Source organism: Phreatobacter aquiterrae (assembly GCF_053471285.1).
This window is the reverse complement of the sequence record NZ_JBJPHW010000021.1, coordinates 1-17,370: the sequence shown is the minus strand read 5'-3', so window position 1 is coordinate 17,370 and position 17,370 is coordinate 1. Positions and strand designations below refer to the sequence as shown.

The window sequence follows — 17,370 nt, the reverse complement described above, 5'->3', positions numbered from 1 at the left end:
GCGTCGGTAGCGGAGGCCCGGCCGTCCTCCTCGGCGTCACGCGCGAGGCGCTTGAGCAGTTCTGGCGAGATCTCGTTGCGGAAGCGATGGACCCGGCCATCTGTGATGAGGTTTCCAAAGAGCGGCTGAGGGCTGAGTTTGGGGCCTGAGGGCCAGCGTTTCACGCATATTGAAGCAGTGGCGTCTCGCTAGGGCGATGGTGGAGATTGAGCGCGGCCTTGTCGACTCGGGCCTTCGCGGAAGGGGTGGAGTTGACCCGCCCAAGCCGCGAACCGTCCGCGGAAGCGGGTCAACTCCAGGGGGCGCACTAGGCGTGGCGAATCCGATAGACGGGCAAAGTGGACCGTTAGGAGTACGCTCGCAACAGTCTAGCCCCAGTCACAGAAAGGAGATAACTTGTTCGAGACACATCTTTGGACCGCGCAAGGGTCGGTTTCCGGGCCTTGGTCACAATAGCGGGCTGAGAGCGCTACCGGGATTTTGCAGCGAGATCGGAGGCTTGTTGCCGATGGCCCCGTGCGGCCGATCCTCGTTGTATTATCTCCGACAAGCCTCCAACTTTCCGGCTGCGTCCGCAAGTGTCAGGAACCAGTGCGCGTCCAGGCACTCGACCATCGGCTACGACAGCCCGGTTGAGATCGAGCGTAGGGTGGCTTAGCCTGAATCCGCATCCACCAAACCGGCGGCAGGCTAAAGCATGGCGATCTCACGAAGAAGCTTGATGCTGGTTCTCAGCGCACCAGCCCTTCTCTCCACTGGGAGGAGGAGCCTAGCAAATGTCGCACGTATGGTTGTTTACCGGGACGAGAATTGCGGCTGCTGCGGGGGCTGGGTCGATCACATCCAGGCGGCGGGTTTTGAGACGGATGTGCAAATGCTTTCCCAAATGAACAGGAAAAAGACCGAGCTCGGCGTGCCCCCGGAGCTGCGCTCTTGCCATACTGCGGTCATTGGCAGCTACCTGTTGGAAGGACACGTTCCCGCGGGGGAGGTTTTGCGACTTCTTGATACCAGACCTTATGCCACCGGGCTGGCGGTGCCTCGCATGCCAGTCGGATCCCCTGGAATGGAAGTTGAAGGGGTAGATCCAGACCGATACGAGGTCCTTCTTTTTCACGGTAGTCGCACCTCGGTATTTGCGACATATGTTGGTGCGGAGCGCCAATCTTGACCGAAGATGGCCTGCTTCGGATAACCGCCATTAAGCGTTACGCGCCTTGGTTCGGCTGGACGAACGAAGGTGCACTTAAGTTCGCATGAGCTGCGGCAATAATTTGTTTCAGAGATCGAAAGTTTGGTCATGGTTGAGAGACACTCGCGCAAAATGATCGGGGCAGGATCACTTCCGTAGACCAACAAGGTCTTCGCAAATTGGAGATTGATCATGTACCGCGTTCTCGCGACGCTTTCTTTCCTCGCAATCTCGGGTGCCGCAATGGCGGGAGGTCCGTTTCCGAGCACGTTGTCGCCCGAGGAGCGTGAACGGCATGAGTTCCTTGACGCACAGAGGGGCATTCGTTCGGGGGTCGAAGCGATCCGTCGGCAGGAGATGACCCGCGCGCCTCGCCAGCAGGAAGGTCGGGCTGTCCTTAGCAACGATGCCACGAACTACCCGCCGGCCGCACCAGCGATCGGCGGCACCTTCTAAGTTGACAAGGAAGAGGCTCCTACGGGGCCTCTTCTTCTTTAGTCAGCGTCGGAGGTGGATTCACGGCGGCGAAATGAAATGCTGATAGGAAAGTTCGCTACATAATCCGTGCCTCACCAGATCTCGCAATCCATAACCCGCCGTCAATTGAAACAAACTGTTACAATAGCGTAATAGCAGATCATAATGGTCCGGCATACAATTCTACGATGGCACGAAACCCGCTCGTGGAGACATTGACACGCAAAGATCCTTTGGAATCCCAGTTCGAAGTCTTGGTCGTGGACGACGACGGTGAGATCCTTTCGCTCGTCGCGAAGTTCCTCCGTTTGAACGGCTTTCGCGTGCATACGGCTCGAAACGGTTTGGAGATGGAGGAGTCTCTGAGCCGTAGCGCCATCGATCTCATTATTCTCGACCTCATGCTACCAGGCCGAAGTGGCCTCGACCTATGCCGCGACTTGCGCCGGACATCGTCTGTCCCGATCATCATGCTTACCGCAAAGGGCGAGGAAACAGATAGGATCGTTGGCCTCGAACTCGGCGCCGACGACTACCTGCCTAAGCCGTTCAATCCTCGCGAACTGCTGGCGCGGATTAGTGCCGTATTGCGACGCGCCGGGAGTCGGGACACGGATCGGCCGGGACGAGCCGGGCGGGCGTTCTTGTTCGCTGGTTGGCGGCTCGATACACTCAAGCGGGATCTAGTCGATCCGAATGGGGTCGTAGTCGACCTCTCTACGGGAGAGCATGATCTGTTGTTGGCGTTCCTTGAAGCGCCTCAGAGGGTCTTAAGTCGCGATTTCCTCCTGGATGCAGCGCGGAACCGGGCTATCGAGGCTTTTGATCGATCAATCGATGTCCAGGTCAGCCGCCTTCGTCGGAAGCTGAACGGCGCTGAAGATTTGATCAAGACGGTGCGAGGAGCTGGCTATCTCTTTGCCGCGGACGTGACCCGTGGCTGATGTCGCGCCACAAGCTCTAGTCGGATGGTGGAGGCGCTTTGATAGCCTCGCGCTTCGCGCGACCTTTGTCGTCGTGCTGGGAATTGGCCTGGTGCATCTAGCCAGCATCTGGACCTACCAGCATAGCCTCACTAGGGAGCTCGATCTGGCGAACGAAGCTCGGCTGGCGGACCATCTGCTTGCCATCAAGCGGGCCGTGATGCGTGTTCCAGATAATGAAAGAGATACGGTTGCGCACGAACTTTCGGGCGGACCAATTTCCGCCCACTGGAGCAGAACGGAGCACGCGGTCTCGGGCGGTTCCGGATCCGCCAAATGGGAAGCCCTTGGACGGCGACTACGGGAGATAGCGCCGGAAATTGACGGGGATGGCCTTATCATCGGAGCGAACCACAGGGTCGCCGATGATCCGCATCTCGCATTGGTCTCGATTCGCTTGCCCGACTCGTCATGGGTCAACGTGGGCCTTGTCGCATGGACACCTCGGGTTCCAGCAGGGCACGGGACGCTCATGTCCACGACACTGATGGCTCTCGGCGCAATCGTCATCTCGTTGCTGCTGGTGCGCTGGCTCACTGGCCCCCTCACCGGGTTCGTCACAGCATCGAGACACCTTTATCGCGGTAAGAGTGCCGTCCTGGTACCGGAAAGTGGCCCGCGGGAGGTCAGGGAGCTTGCAGTCGCGTTCAATGATATGCAGAGGCGGATTGGCCATTTGATCGATGACCGGACACAGGCTCTCGCCGCTGTGTCACACGACCTTAAGACGCCTATTACTAGGTTGCGCTTTCGAGTTGAGGACGTCGCCGATCTAGGAGCACGTGCTGCCATCGCGGCAGATCTCGACGAAATGGAGAGGATGCTTGATCAGACGCTCGCGTTCCTGCGCGGAGACCGAGCCGATGAGGAGATCCGACCTGTCGACATCTTTGCAATCCTCGGAACAATCACCGACGACGCTTCCGACCGAGGGTTGGCGGTTAGCCTCGCCGGATCAGCCAACGCCAACGTGCCAGGTCGGAGGCTTGCCCTCAAGCGGGCATTTGGCAACCTAATCGAAAATGCCGTCAAATACGGTCACTGCGCCGAGGTTCAGGTTGACGACCGCCCAGATCAGGTCGTCGTGTCCGTTCGAGACTACGGACCGGGTATTGCGCCTGAACAAGTGCATCGTGCTCTTGCACCCTTCGTTCGGCTCGAGCCGTCACGAAATCAGAAGACTGGCGGCTTCGGACTGGGGCTCACCATTGCCCACGCGATCATCGAGGGACATGAGGGCTCGTTGTCCCTGCACAATCATGTCGATGGCGGCCTGATCGCAACGGTTCGTCTCCCAAAGCGGCCACCGTCAGCGTGAAATGTTGTGTTACAAAACAGAAATTTATCCCTGCAGAACCCCGTTTAGTCTGATGAGGTGACATAGTCTGCGACCGGATCTGCCATGAATGCTGACTCCCCCCGCCGTTTTCGATGCTTCTTGATCATTGCGGCTCTGCTGGTTTCATCGCCCATTGCCGCTCACGAAGGGCACGATCATGGGGCACCGCCGCCGCCGGTGTCCGTTACAATTGCGCCTCGCGCAGATGCTTCCTCGACCGACTTCGAACTCGTTGCGATTGCCCGCTCCGGCCGGTTACGGATTTACCTCGATACGTTTCGGGAAAACCAACCCGTCGAGAATGCCAAGATCGAGGTCGACGGGCCTGAGGGGACCGGACTAGCAGCGCCGACGGGCGATGGTGCCTATCTTTTGGACGCTCCTTGGCTGGCCAGACCGGGTAGCTTTGCTCTCGCGTTCACAGTCGAGGCGAATGGCACGGTCGATGTACTCACCGCAACCTTGACCATCCCAGAGCCTTCAGCGCGAACAGTTACTTCGACGGGATTGTGGCAACGGATCGTGGGGTCTGCCTGGGCGAGCGATATGGGCACGCGCTTGGCGAACAACGATGTGAGCCTGTGGTTGGTAGGCGGAGGGTCTTTCATTGCCGGCCTGGTCATCGCCAGCTTTGCACGGCGGCGCTATCGAGCGCCCGCGGCCGCCGTGCTGCTTGCTGTGGTTCTTGGACTGCCTTCCGCTGGTCACGCGTCAAGCGTGACGGGCCCGCCGCCCGCCATAGCCGAGAGGGATGTCGCTCAGCGCTTCGCCGATGGAGCGATCTTTGTGCCTAAAACGACGCAGCGCATTCTTGCATTGCGGACGCTCTTGACTGAGGTGCAGACTTTCCCCCTCACCGTTGAGCTGCCCGCCCGGGTGATCCCCGATCCAGGTGCTGCAGGTTATGTTCAGGCTTCAGTAGCCGGGCGCTTGGTTCCACCCCCCGGTGGCTTCCCGAGGCTGGGGAAGCAAGTATCCGCTGGTGATGTTCTAGCCTTAGTCCAGCCAGCGATCGGAGCTGCGGATTTAACTACACAACAACAGCAGTCTCGGGAACTAGATCAGCAGATTGCTTTGGCGGAGCGTCGTCTGGAGCGCTTGCGCCAGCTGCAGAGCATTGTGGCACGTGCCCAGATTGAAGATGCGGAACTGGAACTCAGGGGCTTACGAACTCGCCGCGCCAATCTCGAGCGAGCTCCGAGCGAACCCGAGAAACTGCTCGCTCCCGTGACCGGTGTAATCGCAGCGGTGCAGGCTGTTGCCGGCCAGATTGCCGAACCGAACGTGGTGATCTTCCAGATCATTGATCCATCGCGGTTTTGGGTTGAGGCTCTCAGCTTTGAGGCCCATGCAATTAATGGTTCGGCAAACGGGCGTCTGGGCGACGGCCGTACAGTGTCACTCGCCTTTCGTGGCTCCGGTTTGGCAGACCGAAATCAGGCTATCCCGATCCAGTTCAGCGTCGAGGGTACCACAAGCGGTCTGCGGGCTGGTCAATTGCTAACGGTGCTGGCCTCCACCCAAGAAGAGCGCAGCGGCATTGCCGTTCCGCGGACGAGCGTACTGCGCGGTCCCAATGGCCAATCGATCGTATACGAGCACACCAATGCCGAACGCTTCCTGCCACGCGAAGTGCGTGTCGAGCCGCTTGACGGCTCTCGCGTGCTGATTGTTTCGGGGATCGCGGCTGGAAAGCGAATCGTGACTCAAGGCGCCGAACTCCTGAACCAGATTCGCTGAGGCACGAGAGATGTTCAATTTCCTCGTAACGCAGTCACTCCGCAATCGCCTCTTCGTGCTGGCCTTCGCAGCCGTGCTCATTGTTTACGGCGGGTTCACTGTCACCAAGCTGCCCGTCGACGTGTTTCCGGATCTCAATCGGCCGACAGTGACCATAATGACGGAAGCTGAGGGGCTCGCACCGCCCGAGGTCGAGCAGTTGGTCACTTTCCCCATCGAAACACAGATGAACGGTCTACCGGGCGTTGCCCGCGTGCGGTCAACGTCCGGCGTCGGCCTATCGATCATCTATGTCGAATTCGATTGGGGAACCGAAATATACCGTAATCGACAGCAAATTGCAGAACGCCTCTCGCTTGTTCAGGCGCAGCTTCCGACGAATGTCGTCCCCCAAATGGGGCCGATTAACTCGATCATGGGCCAGATTTTGCTTATCGCCATCACGGGGCCCGATGGCGTTTCTGCGATGGACCTTCGCGAACTGGCCGACTTCACAGTCCGACCCCGTCTGCTCACGATCCCTGGTGTGGCACAGGTGATTCCTATTGGCGGTGAAGTGCGCCAATACCGAGTTTCTCCCAACCCGGCCGCTATGCGTATGTTGAGGGTAACTCAGCCGCAGATCGAGGCAGCGCTCGCACAATTTGGCTCGAATACCGGAGGCGGCTTCACGGATCAATACAGCCGCGAGTTCCTCATCAGAAACATCGGAAGCACCCGCAGCTTGGACGACTTACGTAGCATTGTCGTCGCAACTGTCGGCGGTCAACCGGTCGCCTTACGGCAAGTTGCGGATGTCTCTTTCGCTCCAAGAAACAAGCGCGGCGATGCGGGCTTCCAGGGGCGATCAGCCGTCATCGTGTCCGTCGAAAAGCAGCCGGGCGTCGATACCATTCGGCTGACCGCTCAGGTGGAGCAGGCTGTTCGAGACATTACCGCAACACTGCCGAATGGCATTCGCGCCGATCAGATCCTGTTCCGACAAGCCAGCTTCATCGAGACGTCGATAGGCAATGTGAAGAAGGTGCTCCTCGAGGCCATCGTCGTGGTGGCGATCATCCTGTTCGCCTTCCTGCTGAACGTCCGCACCACCGCGATCTCCTTGACCGCGATCCCGGTCTCGATCCTCATTACCGCAATCGTCTTCCATCTGATGGGCCTGTCCATCAACACTATGACGCTGGGCGGTCTCGCTATCGCCATCGGCGAATTGGTCGATGACGCCGTGGTCGATGTCGAGAACATTTTCCGCCGCCTGCGCGAGAACCGGGAAAAGGGCAACCCGCGAACGGTGTTCGACGTGGTTGTGTCCGCAAGCCAGGAGGTGCGATCGGGGATCGTCTACGCGACGATGATCATCGTCCTCGTCTTCGTCCCGCTATTCGCATTGTCAGGCATTGAGGGACGACTATTCGCACCGCTTGGGCAAGCCTACATCATCTCCATTCTCGCAAGCCTTGTAGTCTCGATTACTTTAACTCCGGTCATGGCCTATTACATGCTCCCGGGGCTGAAGCGCCTCGATGATCATGAGGGGCTTGTCGTACGGGTGTTGAAGCGCGGCAATCGCCGCCTTCTCGACTGGTCGTTCCGCCACCCACGCACGTTGATGGCCGGGGCGCTAACGGGCGTGCTGGCCGCAGGCGCCTTTGCGACCCAACTACCACGCTCGTTTCTACCGCCCTTCAATGAAGGAACGCTGACCATATCGATGCTCTTCAATCCCGGAATTTCTCTGGCCGAGAGCCACCGCGTCGGTTTGATCGCCGAGAAGATTATCATGGAGGTCCCAGAGGTGAAGCTGGTTGGCCGTCGAACCGGGCGAGCCGAACTAGACGAGCATGCCGAAGGCGTCCATTCCTCGGAGATCGACGTGGACCTGCACCCAAGCGGGCGTTCCAAGAACGAGATCATCAACGACATCCGCGCGCGATTGTCCGTGCTCCCCGCGACAACAAACATGGGACAGCCGATATCCCATCGTCTTGATCACATGCTGTCAGGGGTCCGCGCCCAGATCGCGCTGAAGGTCTTTGGAGAGGACCTCGACACAATCCGGTCGCTCGCCGAAGAGCTGCGGCAGAAGCTGGCCGCCGTCCCCGGCGTCGTCGACCTTCAAGTCGAAAAACAGGTGCGGATCCCACAGCTCGAAGTGATCGTCGACTACCGGCGCGCGGCCCTCTACGGGTTGCAGCCAGCGGCGATCACAGAACAACTCGAGCGACTTTCCAATGGCCGCGTCGTCTCCAGGATCGTCGACGGCAATCGTCGTTTCGATGTGGTAGTACGACTCCAGGACGAGCGGCGAACGACGCAGGGCCTCGCAGACCTTCTGATCGAAACACCTGTCGGATGGGTTCCGGTTCGCCAGATTGCCGACATCGTCGAGGCAGACGGCCCTAACCAGATTCTGCGTGAAAACGGGAAGCGTCGCGTCGTGGTCATGGCCAATACAGACGGCGCGGCCGACATGGCTACCGTGGTGGCTCAGATCCGCCAATTGATTGCTGCACACCAGTTGCCGGCGGGATTTTTCATCAGTCTCGAAGGTACCTTCCAGGCTCAGGAAGAGTCCATGCGTACGATCGGTATGCTCAGCCTTCTCTCCCTCGCCATGATCTTCGCGATCCTATACTCGCGGTACCGTTCCGTCCTGTTCGTGGCCATCATTATGGCGAGCGTGCCGCTTGCGTTGATTGGCTCCGTAACCGCGCTGTGGTTGGCAGGCCAGCCGCTGTCGGTCGCCTCCATGGTCGGGTTTATCACCTTGACCGGCATCGCAACACGCAACGGCATCTTGAAGATCAGCCACTACATCAATCTTGCGATTCATGACGGCATGAGCTTCGGCCCCGAGCTTGTAATGCGCGGGTCGCTTGAGCGCTTGACCCCGGTACTTATGACGGCGCTATCGGCGGGGGTCGCCCTCGTTCCGCTGATGATTGACCCTTCCGCGCCCGGCAAGGAAATCCTGCATCCGGTCGCCATCACCATTTTCGGCGGCCTTGTGACAGCCACCGTGCTCGACACGTTCCTAACGCCGACATTGTTTCTTCGCTACGGCCGAAAGCCGCTCGAACGTCTTGTGGCGCAGATCCGCGAACCGGAGCGGTCAACCGTTGGCGGCCCCACGGTCGCAAAACCCTTGGAATCCTTCTGATCCTCAATACGGAGCTCAAAATGACACGCCTTATCGTCGCCGCGCTGCTTGGCCTTTCTCTCGCCGCCCCCGCTTTGGCGCATGAACCGCGCCCCGGGCCGAATGGCGGGCTCAAAGTCGATGCCGGTGCGCGCCATCACGTTGAGCTGTTGGCGAATGGAACGACGCAAGTCGTGGTGTTCCTCTTTGACGCCAATGACCAGGCCATCCCAACGCAAGGCTACCGCGCCAATGCGATACTAGTCGTCGGCGGCACCACCCAACGCTTCACCCTGCAGCCCGACCAATCGAACCGAATGGTTGGTACCGCGCCGGCGCCGGTACCGTCCGGCGTAAAGGGCGCGGTTCAGATCACCGGGCCCGATGGCGCGACAGCGCAGGCGCGCTTCTGAGTCATAGTAATATTTCGTTACACGTTCGAGATCGCGCTGCAACGAAGCAGGTCCATTGCTTCAGTTAGTCCAGACCGAACGGGAGACTTCAATATGTCCGCCAAATTCGTCGCCAAACGCGTGGCAATAGCATTGTTGCTGGCGACCGCTGCAAGCACGGGGAGCCTCGCGCAGAATCCACACGCCGGTCACGGCGCGAGCCAGCCTCAGGGGCAGCAGGCGGCTCCGGCTGCCGACATGGACAGAATGATGCGAACGATGCGCGAAATGATGCCGATGATGGAGCGCATGCGCGCGGCTTCACCGCAGGAACGTGCACAGATGATGGAGCGCATGGCTCCGATGATGCGGGACATGATGCCGATGATGCAGGGCATGATGGGCGGTCATGGGATGGGGATGGGCGCCACGACTGGCTCGGGCCACCAGGGGCATGGTCAGACGTCCACCGCAGCGGCGCCTTCTACCCGCGCCTACGAGGAGGCAAACGCAAGGATGCATCGCGATATGGCGATCACTTTTACCGGCAATGCCGACGTCGACTTTGTGCGCGGCATGATCCCGCACCATCAAGGTGCGATCGAAATGGCGAGAGTAGTTCTGCAATTTGGGACGAACGAGCAGACCAAGAAGTGGGCCAACGAGATCATCGCAGCCCAGGAGCGCGAGATCGCCGAAATGCGGGAGTGGCTGGCAAAGAACGCCCGCTGAGCCTCGCGCACAGCTGCAAGAAGGGCGTTCATCGGCGAGGGCGCTCTCCGCGTTCCGGCCGCGATACCAGTCAAGAACACTATCCACCGAGCCGGGTGGATAGTCGGGGCCCGGTGCCAAGGTCCGCCCCTTGGTGCCGGGCTCGCTTATTCTACTGCCCTAAGGCCTAAGCCCGCATTGGCGATATGTGGAAGGCATCGGGATGCAATTAGTCCAGAGCTGGTCGTGCCCTATGATCAGGTCGTTCGGCGCAGGATATCTGGCTGACTGTCGCGCCCAACACAGCTTCTGTGAAAGGCGTAGGATTCATTATTTTTAGGCCGCTGTAGGAAAAAGACGTCTGGAGAGCGCCAATGGCAATTCACCGCGACAAAACCGCAGACTGCGCAAGCGGCGACCATGACCATCATCCTCACGACCATTCCGGTCATGCACATCTACATGATGCTCAGCTACCGGGCGCGACCGGCCAGACCGAGTTTCGCGACCCCGTCTGTGGCATGACGGTCGATCCAGCGAAAACGCCGCACCACCACGCAGATCATGCCGGCCACACCCACCATTTCTGCTCCGTCGGCTGCCGCGACAAGTTCGCGGCCGATCCCGAACGCTACCTGGCGCCGACGCAGCCGACCGTCTCTATGCCCGAGGGCACTGTCTACACCTGCCCCATGCATCCGCAGATCCGCCAAGTCGGACCCGGGAGTTGCCCCATCTGTGGCATGGCGCTGGAGCCCGAGCTGGCGGGCGCCGAGGCGGGACCCAACCCGGAACTCGCCGACTTCACGCGCCGGTTCTGGATCGGCACCTTGCTGACCTTGCCAGTGGTGGCGCTGGAGATGGGTGGCCATCTAACTGGCCTGCATAGGTTCCTGGGCCAGCAGACCGGCAACTGGTTGCAGTTCCTGTTCGCGACACCAGTGGTGCTCTGGGCGGGATGGCCGCTTCTTGTCCGCGGCTGGCGCTCGGTCACCAACCGCAGCCTCAACATGTTCACGCTAATTGCCATGGGCGTGGGCGTCGCCTGGCTCTATAGCATCGTCGCCACGGCCGCGCCGGGGCTCTTTCCGGCGGCTTTCCGGAGTTCGGGCGGCGCGGTCGCGGTGTATTTCGAGGCGGCGGCTGTCATCACCGTACTGGTGCTGCTCGGCCAGGTACTGGAGCTCCGCGCGCGCGAAAGCACCGGCGGTGCCATCCGCGCACTCCTCGACCTCGCGCCGCGCACCGCGCGACGCATCCGACCGGACGGAACGGACGAGGAGGTCGAGCTCGACGCGGTCGTGGTCGGCGACCGGCTGCGCGTCCGACCGGGCGAGAAGGTGCCGGTGGATGGCGCGGTGGTGGAGGGCCGCAGTGCCGTCGACGAATCCATGGTGACGGGCGAGTCGATGCCCGTGACGAAAGAGGTCGGAGCCGGGGTCATCGGTGGCACGGTGAACCAGAGCGGCGCGCTGGTCGTCGAGGCAAAACGGATCGGGCGCGACACCATGCTGTCGCAGATCGTGCATCTCGTCGCGCAAGCGCAGCGATCGCGCGCGCCGATCCAGCGGCTCGCGGACGAGGTCTCGGGCTGGTTCGTGCCCGTCGTGATCGGCGTGGCCGTTCTTGCTTTCACGGCCTGGATGGTCCTCGGCCCAGAACCCCGCTTTGCCTACGCTCTCGTGGCTGCGGTCGCCGTGCTCATCATCGCATGCCCCTGCGCGCTCGGCCTCGCCACCCCGATGTCCATCATGGTCGGCGTCGGGCGCGGCGCGGAGAGCGGCGTCCTCATCAAGAACGCCGAGGCGCTAGAGCGGATGGAGAAGGTCGACACGATTGTTGTCGACAAGACCGGGACGCTGACCGAAGGCAAGCCGGCGGTGACGGATATCAGGCTGGTGGCCGGCTTCGGAGAAGCTGATGCACTGAGGCTGGCGGCCGGCGTCGAACGCCTCAGCGAGCACCCGCTGGCGCTTGCGATCGTCCGCAAGGCGGAGGAACGCGGGCTCGATCTTCCTTCGGCATCGGAATTCGACTCGCCCACCGGCAAGGGCGCCATGGCTACGGTCGAGGGCCGGCGCGTGGTGCTCGGCGCTGGCGCTTTTCTCAAGGAGCAGGGCATAGATGCTGGTCCGCTCGCCGACGCCGCTGAGGAGATGCGCAAGGACGGGGCGACAGCGATTTTCATGGGGGTCGATGGCAAGGTCGCGGCAGCATTCGCCATCGCCGATCCGATTAAGGCCTCGACGCCGGACGCCATTGCCGCACTGCGGCGCGAAGGCATCCGCCTCGTCATGCTCACCGGCGACAACCGCACCACGGCGTTGGCGGTGGCAGGGAAGCTCGGCATCGGCGACGTCGAGGCGGAAGTGCTGCCCGAGCAAAAGAGCGCCGTCGTGGAGCGCTACAAGCGCGAAGGCCGGGTCGTCGCCATGGCCGGCGACGGCGTCAACGACGCGCCGGCGCTGGCTGCGGCGGATGTTGGCATCGCCATGGGTACAGGCACGGACGTAGCCATGGAGAGCGCCGGCGTCACGCTGCTCAAGGGAGATCTCACCGGCATCATGCGAGCGCGCCGCCTCAGCCAGGCGACCATGCGCAACATCCGGCAGAACCTGTTCTTTGCCTTCATCTACAACGCCGCCGGCGTGCCGGTGGCGGCGGGCGTTCTCTACCCCGTCTTCGGCATCCTGCTCTCCCCCATCATCGCAGCAGCGGCCATGGCGCTCTCCTCGGTCAGCGTCATCGGCAATGCATTGCGCCTCAGGAGCTTTAAACCATGAACAAGACGGTCCTGAACCAACCGTTCGCGATTGCACTGGCGTCGCTGGCGATCATCGCCGCCTTCTATGTCCTGCGCGAGCATTGGAGCCATGCGCTTGGGCTTTTGCCTTACCTGCTGCTCCTTGCCTGTCCTTTGCTGCATCTCTTCCATGGTCATGGCGGGCACGGCAGGCATCGCGAAGTGCAACTGCCGGAAGGCCGGCGGCATGAGCACTGAGCGCCACCTCGAACGAACTGTTCTCGTTGCGACGGAGCCGGCGCGCCTCTTCGCGGCTTTAGACGACCCCGCCCGCTTCGGCGCGCATATGTCGAAGCCATCGGCCGCCATGCTCGGTGGCACCATGCGCTACGAACTCGACGCGGCGGCAGGACAGGCTGTCGGCTCCATCATCCGCATGACCGGAAACGTGCTCGGCCTGACGCTCTCGGTAAGCGAAACCGTTATTGAACGGATGCCGCCGGTCCGAAAGGTCTGGGAGACCACGGGCTCACCACGCCTGTTGATCCTCGCCTGGTACAGGATGGGGTTCGATATCACTCTGGAAGGCGCCGGTTCCCGGCTTACGGTGTTCAGTGACTATCGTCTGCCGGAGCGCATGGCTCTGGCGACGATTTCCCGCGCGCTTGGGCCAGCCTGTGCGAGATGCTGCCTTAGTCGCATCGTTACGGACGCCGGAAGCGTCTCGCGGGCCGTCGCCGGTTGAGACAGCGCAAGTCATCGGTCGGTTTCCTGATGCAATTTGTTACCCGGCTGAAATATCCGAGAGACTTCGGTACGCCAACGTGACGTCTATCCATCGAATGCGAGGGCGTGATGATTGGAAATCTGAAACTTGGATTGGACCGCCGTTCGTTTCTGGCCGGCGCATCGGCGTTGGCGCTGACGGGAGCGCGTGCCAGTCAAGCGCAGGCTCAGGCTCCACTCCTCACCGTTGCCACGCGGCAGATCGAGGTCAAGCGCCGCGGCGCGACCGTCTATGGTATCAGTGGAGCTGACGGACGTTTCGGCCACTTCGCCAGCGAAGGGGACAGCTTCGCAGGCGCGATCCTCAATCGAACCTCCGAGCCGCTCGTCATGCACTGGCACGGGCAGATTTATGCCTCCGAAGAGCAGGACCGGTCGCGCCCTGACGGCGGCGCGATTGCCCCCGGGGCCAGCGATACCCATGCCTTCCGTCTCACTCCCGGTACTCATTGGATGCACGCGCATCAGCTGAGCGAGCAGCAACTGCTCGCCGCGCCGATGATCACGCGGGATAAGGATGCGGGCGACATACAGGACGTCGTGATCATGCTGCACGACTTCGCCTTCCGCCCGCCGACCGAAATCCTCGCCGAACTCGGTGGCGCGAGCGCCCATGGCGGTCATGGCCCCCAGGGGCAGCCGCCAGCTAGAGCCGGCGGCATGATGCACGGCGGCGGCGTGCACCACGGTAGCCACGGAGCGAGCATGCTCCATGCAAACGACGTCCGCTATGACGCCTTTCTCGCCAATGACCGAACACTTGACGATCCCGACGTGGTTCGCATCGAGCGCGGCGTATCGGTCCGCCTGCGGGTCATCAATGGCGCGACGGCAACGGCGTTCTTCATCGACACCGGCGCGTTGGACGCTCGGTGTATCGCCGTCGATGGCAGCTCATGTCAGCCGATGACGGGTCGACGCTTCCCGCTGGCGCAGGGCCAGCGGATCGACCTCGCGGTGACGATTCCGGCCGAGGGTGGCGTCTTTCCGGTCCTGGCACAAGTCGAAGCCGCGACGGTGCGCACGGGCATTGTGCTGGCAACGCCGGGGGCGAATGTCGCGCGCATTCCAGACACGGCGGCGGTCGCCGCTCCGTACACCGATCTGTCGCTTGATGCTGCGCTTACCGCTCGGGTACCGCTGCCGGCCCGCCGGGCCGACCGCAGGATTCCAATGATGCTAGGTGAGGCTGAGGGCTATCGCTGGCTGATCGACGGCGCGGTGCATGGCCGCAATCGCCCCCACAAGTTCCAGCTCGGCCAGCGCGTCGAAATCACGTTTATGAACCCTACGTCAATGATGCACCCCATGCATCTGCATGGTCATCATTTCCAGGTCGTTGGTGTTGGTTCGCGACGCTTCTCCGGCCCTGTGCGCGACACGGTGATCGTGCCACCGCACATGCCGGTGACGGTGGCCGTCGACCTCGACAAGCGCGGCCGCTGGTATCTCCACTGCCACCATCTCTACCACATGGCGACCGGCATGATGACCGAGGTGGTCGTCAGCTAAGCCGCGGGGGCCCTCGACTGGAGGAATACCGACATGATGCAGGGTTACGGATGGTATGGCGAAACGATGTGGATGGGCGGCTGGGGCGTTAATCACTGGGTGATGATGGTCGCGCTGCTGGCTCTCATCATTTATCCGGTAGGTCTGATCCTGCGACGGCTGGGCTATTCGCCACTATGGGCGGCGCTTGCCTTCGTGCCGGTCGTTAATCTGATCGGCCTGTGGATCGTCGCGCTCGGCGGCAAGAGGTCGTAACGCCTTGCATGGACTGATGCCCGGATCACCTGCGTCGACTGTTGCGCACCATGCGAACTGCGCGATGCAGGGTCTGCCTGTTCTGCCGGCGTCGTCCATCGCCCTCCAACACATTGGTGTCCGCAGAGGGCACAACACAGCTCTCGTGCTGTGAAAATTCCCGATCGATCGCACTTCGCTCAAGCGGCAAGCAGACGTTGCGAACTTCAGCTTGGGGCCCAAGAGCGGCTAGCGCCTGGGTCAGCTTCGCGCCTGCACTGCCGACCTTCGCCCCCGTGCCGCAAGCGGACGTTCGCGGGTGCATGCGAGCGGGGTTCGCGGCTTCTCACCGGCACCTGTTGGGCGAGGTTTCGCAACGGACTTCCGCAATGGCTAAGCGTTTGATTTGGTTGGATTGCCTGAGCCCGTCAAAAGTCCAGATTTATGCACTTACCTGGCGTCGAGCATATCCAGAACCGGGCATGGGGCAGCTGCGTCTCCGGTGCACCGGGAAATGGTCTCGGCAAGGATCGCTTCCAGCTTCGCCAGGTCGGCCAGTTTCGCCCGCACCTCCGCAAGGTGCCCGGCCGCAATATCCTTCACCTCGGCGCATGAGCCGTGGTGAGGGGCAGATAGCGCCAGCAGGGCACGGATTTCTTCGATGCTGAACCCCAGCTCTCGCGACCGGCGAATGAAAGTCAGCCGCTGGACATGGATGCCGTCATAGGCCCGGTGCCCCCCTTCCGTACGTAGGGGAGGCGGCATCAGCTTGATGTTCTCGTAGTAGCGAATGGTCTCAAGGTTCACCCCTGCCGCCTTGGCAAGCTGTCCACTAGTGAGCCCTCGCATCATCGTGATGTTTTTTCTCTTGTTCCCGTAGTTACTACAGGATGCAGGCTGCCATAAACAAAGATGGAGTTCCATCCCATGAACCATGCCAGGCTTGCAGAAGCCGACCCGCCCGCAGCTATCCCTGCACCGCCCACGGGCCTGCTCGCAGGGGCCGGTACGCTGGTAGGCATGACGGCCCTTGTGTCATCGTCCTGTTGCGTCGTTCCGCTTGCGCTCGCGGGTCTCGGGGCGACCGGCGCGGTATTCAGCGGCCTCTTGTTGCTCGCCGCTATCCGCCCCTATCTGCTCGGGGTGGCCGCCCTGACCCTGCTCGCGGGCTGGTGGTTGTACTTTTCGCGGCAACGGCTTGCTGCCTGCAACAGCGACGGTAAGTGCGCTGCGCCGGTGACGTCGTGGCGCATGATTAGTTTTCTCATGCTTGGCTCTACTTTCGTCGGGCTAGCGACGATCTGGGAGCCCTATATTGAGCCGATACTCCTAAGATTGGTGCGCTAATGACTGTACAGCTGCAATCCGTCATCACCTGCCCGCACTGTGGCTTTCAGGCGAAGGAAACGATGCCGACCGACGCCTGCCAGTTCTTCTATGAATGCAAGGGCTGTGGCACGCTGCTGAAGCCTCTAGCTGGCGACTGCTGCGTATTCTGCTCCTATGGCTCCGTGCCCTGCCCACCCATCCAGGCCGCCGCCGACGGCGAGGGCCAAGCGGCCGGTTGCTGTCGCCCTTCAGCCGCCTAGATCTGCCCTCCTCTGGTGCAAAAATCTGGATATATGCGACGAGCGAATTAGCTAGCGTGGCCAAGTGCGATGCACGTCATCGATGACGAATGCATGGGCGTGACGTCCGCCGCTGCCGTGGGTTGCGATATGCGGGTGGTCTGGCGGCAGGTCGGCATGGCTATGGGGGAGGACTTCCGGATCGTCGGCTGGCCACACGATGCGTGTGATGATCACGGCGAGTGCTGCCCCGGTCGCCAGCAGCACCGCGGTGACGGAGAGCCCCAGCACGGATCCCGCCCATCCCGCCACCGGATAGGCAATGAGCCAGCAGGCATGGGACAGGGCAAACTGGGCGGCGAAGACTGCCGGGCGGTCTTCGGGATGGGCCGAGCGCCGGAGCAACCGGCCTGACGGGGTCTGCGCGGTGGAATAGCCGATGCCGAGGAGGAACCAGAGCGGCAGGAGCAGGGCATAGGACGGGACCGCGGCAGCCGCCAGTGTTCCCACAGTCAGCAGCCCGGCGCCGGCCAGCATGACGGTCCGGTCCGCAA

Annotated in this window: 17 protein-coding genes and 1 pseudogene; 15 read left to right on the top strand and 3 right to left on the bottom strand. The window is 61.6% G+C overall.

Annotated features, from left to right (window positions below):
- Positions 1-447: 447 nt before the first annotated feature.
- Positions 448-609, bottom strand: a pseudogene (locus ACJ4V0_RS20910) (integrase core domain-containing protein); the annotation flags it as partial.
- Between the two features lie 88 nt (positions 610-697).
- Here ACJ4V0_RS20910 and ACJ4V0_RS20905 point away from each other — a divergent pair.
- From ACJ4V0_RS20905 to ACJ4V0_RS20845, 13 genes are all read left to right on the top strand, one after another.
- On the top strand, positions 698-1,171 hold the full coding sequence (locus ACJ4V0_RS20905; RefSeq protein ID WP_448301548.1) for a DUF411 domain-containing protein: 474 nt from the start codon (positions 698-700) through the stop codon (positions 1,169-1,171).
- Between the two features lie 213 nt (positions 1,172-1,384).
- Positions 1,385-1,648, top strand: coding sequence for a hypothetical protein (locus ACJ4V0_RS20900; RefSeq protein WP_448301547.1), 264 nt, complete (start codon positions 1,385-1,387; stop codon positions 1,646-1,648).
- 281 nt (positions 1,649-1,929) lie between these two features.
- Positions 1,930-2,613 (top strand): response regulator, encoded by a 684-nt coding sequence (locus ACJ4V0_RS20895; RefSeq protein WP_448301546.1) that lies wholly within the window; start codon positions 1,930-1,932, stop codon positions 2,611-2,613.
- Positions 2,606-3,970, top strand: a complete 1,365-nt coding sequence (locus ACJ4V0_RS20890; RefSeq protein ID WP_448301545.1) for an ATP-binding protein — start codon at positions 2,606-2,608, stop codon at positions 3,968-3,970. Before ACJ4V0_RS20895 ends, ACJ4V0_RS20890 begins: the two co-directional genes overlap by 8 nt.
- An 84-nt stretch (positions 3,971-4,054) precedes the next feature.
- Positions 4,055-5,731: an efflux RND transporter periplasmic adaptor subunit gene (locus ACJ4V0_RS20885; RefSeq protein WP_448301544.1), complete on the top strand. Its 1,677-nt coding sequence runs from the start codon at positions 4,055-4,057 to the stop codon at positions 5,729-5,731.
- Positions 5,732-5,741: 10 nt separating this feature from the next.
- Positions 5,742-8,891, top strand: coding sequence for an efflux RND transporter permease subunit (locus tag ACJ4V0_RS20880; RefSeq protein ID WP_448301543.1), 3,150 nt, complete (start codon positions 5,742-5,744; stop codon positions 8,889-8,891).
- Between the two features lie 20 nt (positions 8,892-8,911).
- A complete protein-coding gene (locus ACJ4V0_RS20875) occupies positions 8,912-9,283 on the top strand; it encodes a hypothetical protein (protein ID WP_448301542.1) in 372 nt (123 codons plus the stop codon).
- Positions 9,284-9,376: 93 nt separating this feature from the next.
- Positions 9,377-9,994, top strand: a complete 618-nt coding sequence (copM, locus tag ACJ4V0_RS20870) for a CopM family metallochaperone (protein ID WP_448301541.1) — start codon at positions 9,377-9,379, stop codon at positions 9,992-9,994.
- A gap of 353 nt (positions 9,995-10,347) precedes the next feature.
- Positions 10,348-12,756 (top strand): heavy metal translocating P-type ATPase, encoded by a 2,409-nt coding sequence (locus tag ACJ4V0_RS20865; RefSeq protein WP_448301540.1) that lies wholly within the window; start codon positions 10,348-10,350, stop codon positions 12,754-12,756.
- Complete coding sequence (locus ACJ4V0_RS20860) at positions 12,753-12,974, top strand: DUF2933 domain-containing protein (RefSeq protein ID WP_448301539.1); 222 nt, start codon at positions 12,753-12,755, stop codon at positions 12,972-12,974. Before ACJ4V0_RS20865 ends, ACJ4V0_RS20860 begins: the two co-directional genes overlap by 4 nt.
- Positions 12,964-13,461: an SRPBCC family protein gene (locus ACJ4V0_RS20855; RefSeq protein WP_448301538.1), complete on the top strand. Its 498-nt coding sequence runs from the start codon at positions 12,964-12,966 to the stop codon at positions 13,459-13,461. The genes ACJ4V0_RS20860 and ACJ4V0_RS20855 overlap by 11 nt, the downstream gene beginning before the upstream one ends.
- Positions 13,462-13,571: 110 nt before the next feature.
- Entirely contained in the window at positions 13,572-15,014 is a 1,443-nt protein-coding gene (locus ACJ4V0_RS20850; RefSeq protein WP_448301537.1) for a multicopper oxidase family protein, read from the top strand.
- Between the two features lie 33 nt (positions 15,015-15,047).
- Positions 15,048-15,269 carry a hypothetical protein gene (locus ACJ4V0_RS20845; RefSeq protein ID WP_448301536.1) on the top strand — a complete coding sequence of 74 codons (222 nt, stop codon included), beginning with the start codon at positions 15,048-15,050 and terminating at the stop codon, positions 15,267-15,269.
- A gap of 429 nt (positions 15,270-15,698) precedes the next feature.
- Here the strand turns inward: ACJ4V0_RS20845 and ACJ4V0_RS20840 are convergent, their stop codons facing one another.
- Positions 15,699-16,097: a MerR family transcriptional regulator gene (locus ACJ4V0_RS20840; RefSeq protein WP_448301549.1), complete on the bottom strand. Its 399-nt coding sequence runs from the start codon at positions 16,095-16,097 to the stop codon at positions 15,699-15,701.
- Positions 16,098-16,175: 78 nt separating this feature from the next.
- Between ACJ4V0_RS20840 and ACJ4V0_RS20835 the strand changes: the two genes are divergently transcribed.
- Both ACJ4V0_RS20835 and ACJ4V0_RS20830 read left to right on the top strand, forming a co-directional pair.
- Positions 16,176-16,595, top strand: coding sequence for a mercury transporter MerT (locus ACJ4V0_RS20835; RefSeq protein ID WP_448301535.1), 420 nt, complete (start codon positions 16,176-16,178; stop codon positions 16,593-16,595).
- Positions 16,595-16,837 carry a GDCCVxC domain-containing (seleno)protein gene (locus ACJ4V0_RS20830; protein WP_448301534.1) on the top strand — a complete coding sequence of 81 codons (243 nt, stop codon included), beginning with the start codon at positions 16,595-16,597 and terminating at the stop codon, positions 16,835-16,837. The genes ACJ4V0_RS20835 and ACJ4V0_RS20830 overlap by 1 nt, the downstream gene beginning before the upstream one ends.
- 51 nt (positions 16,838-16,888) lie before the next feature.
- Here the strand turns inward: ACJ4V0_RS20830 and ACJ4V0_RS20825 are convergent.
- A partial coding sequence (locus ACJ4V0_RS20825) for an MFS transporter (protein ID WP_448301533.1) occupies positions 16,889-17,370 on the bottom strand: 482 nt, incomplete at its 5' end.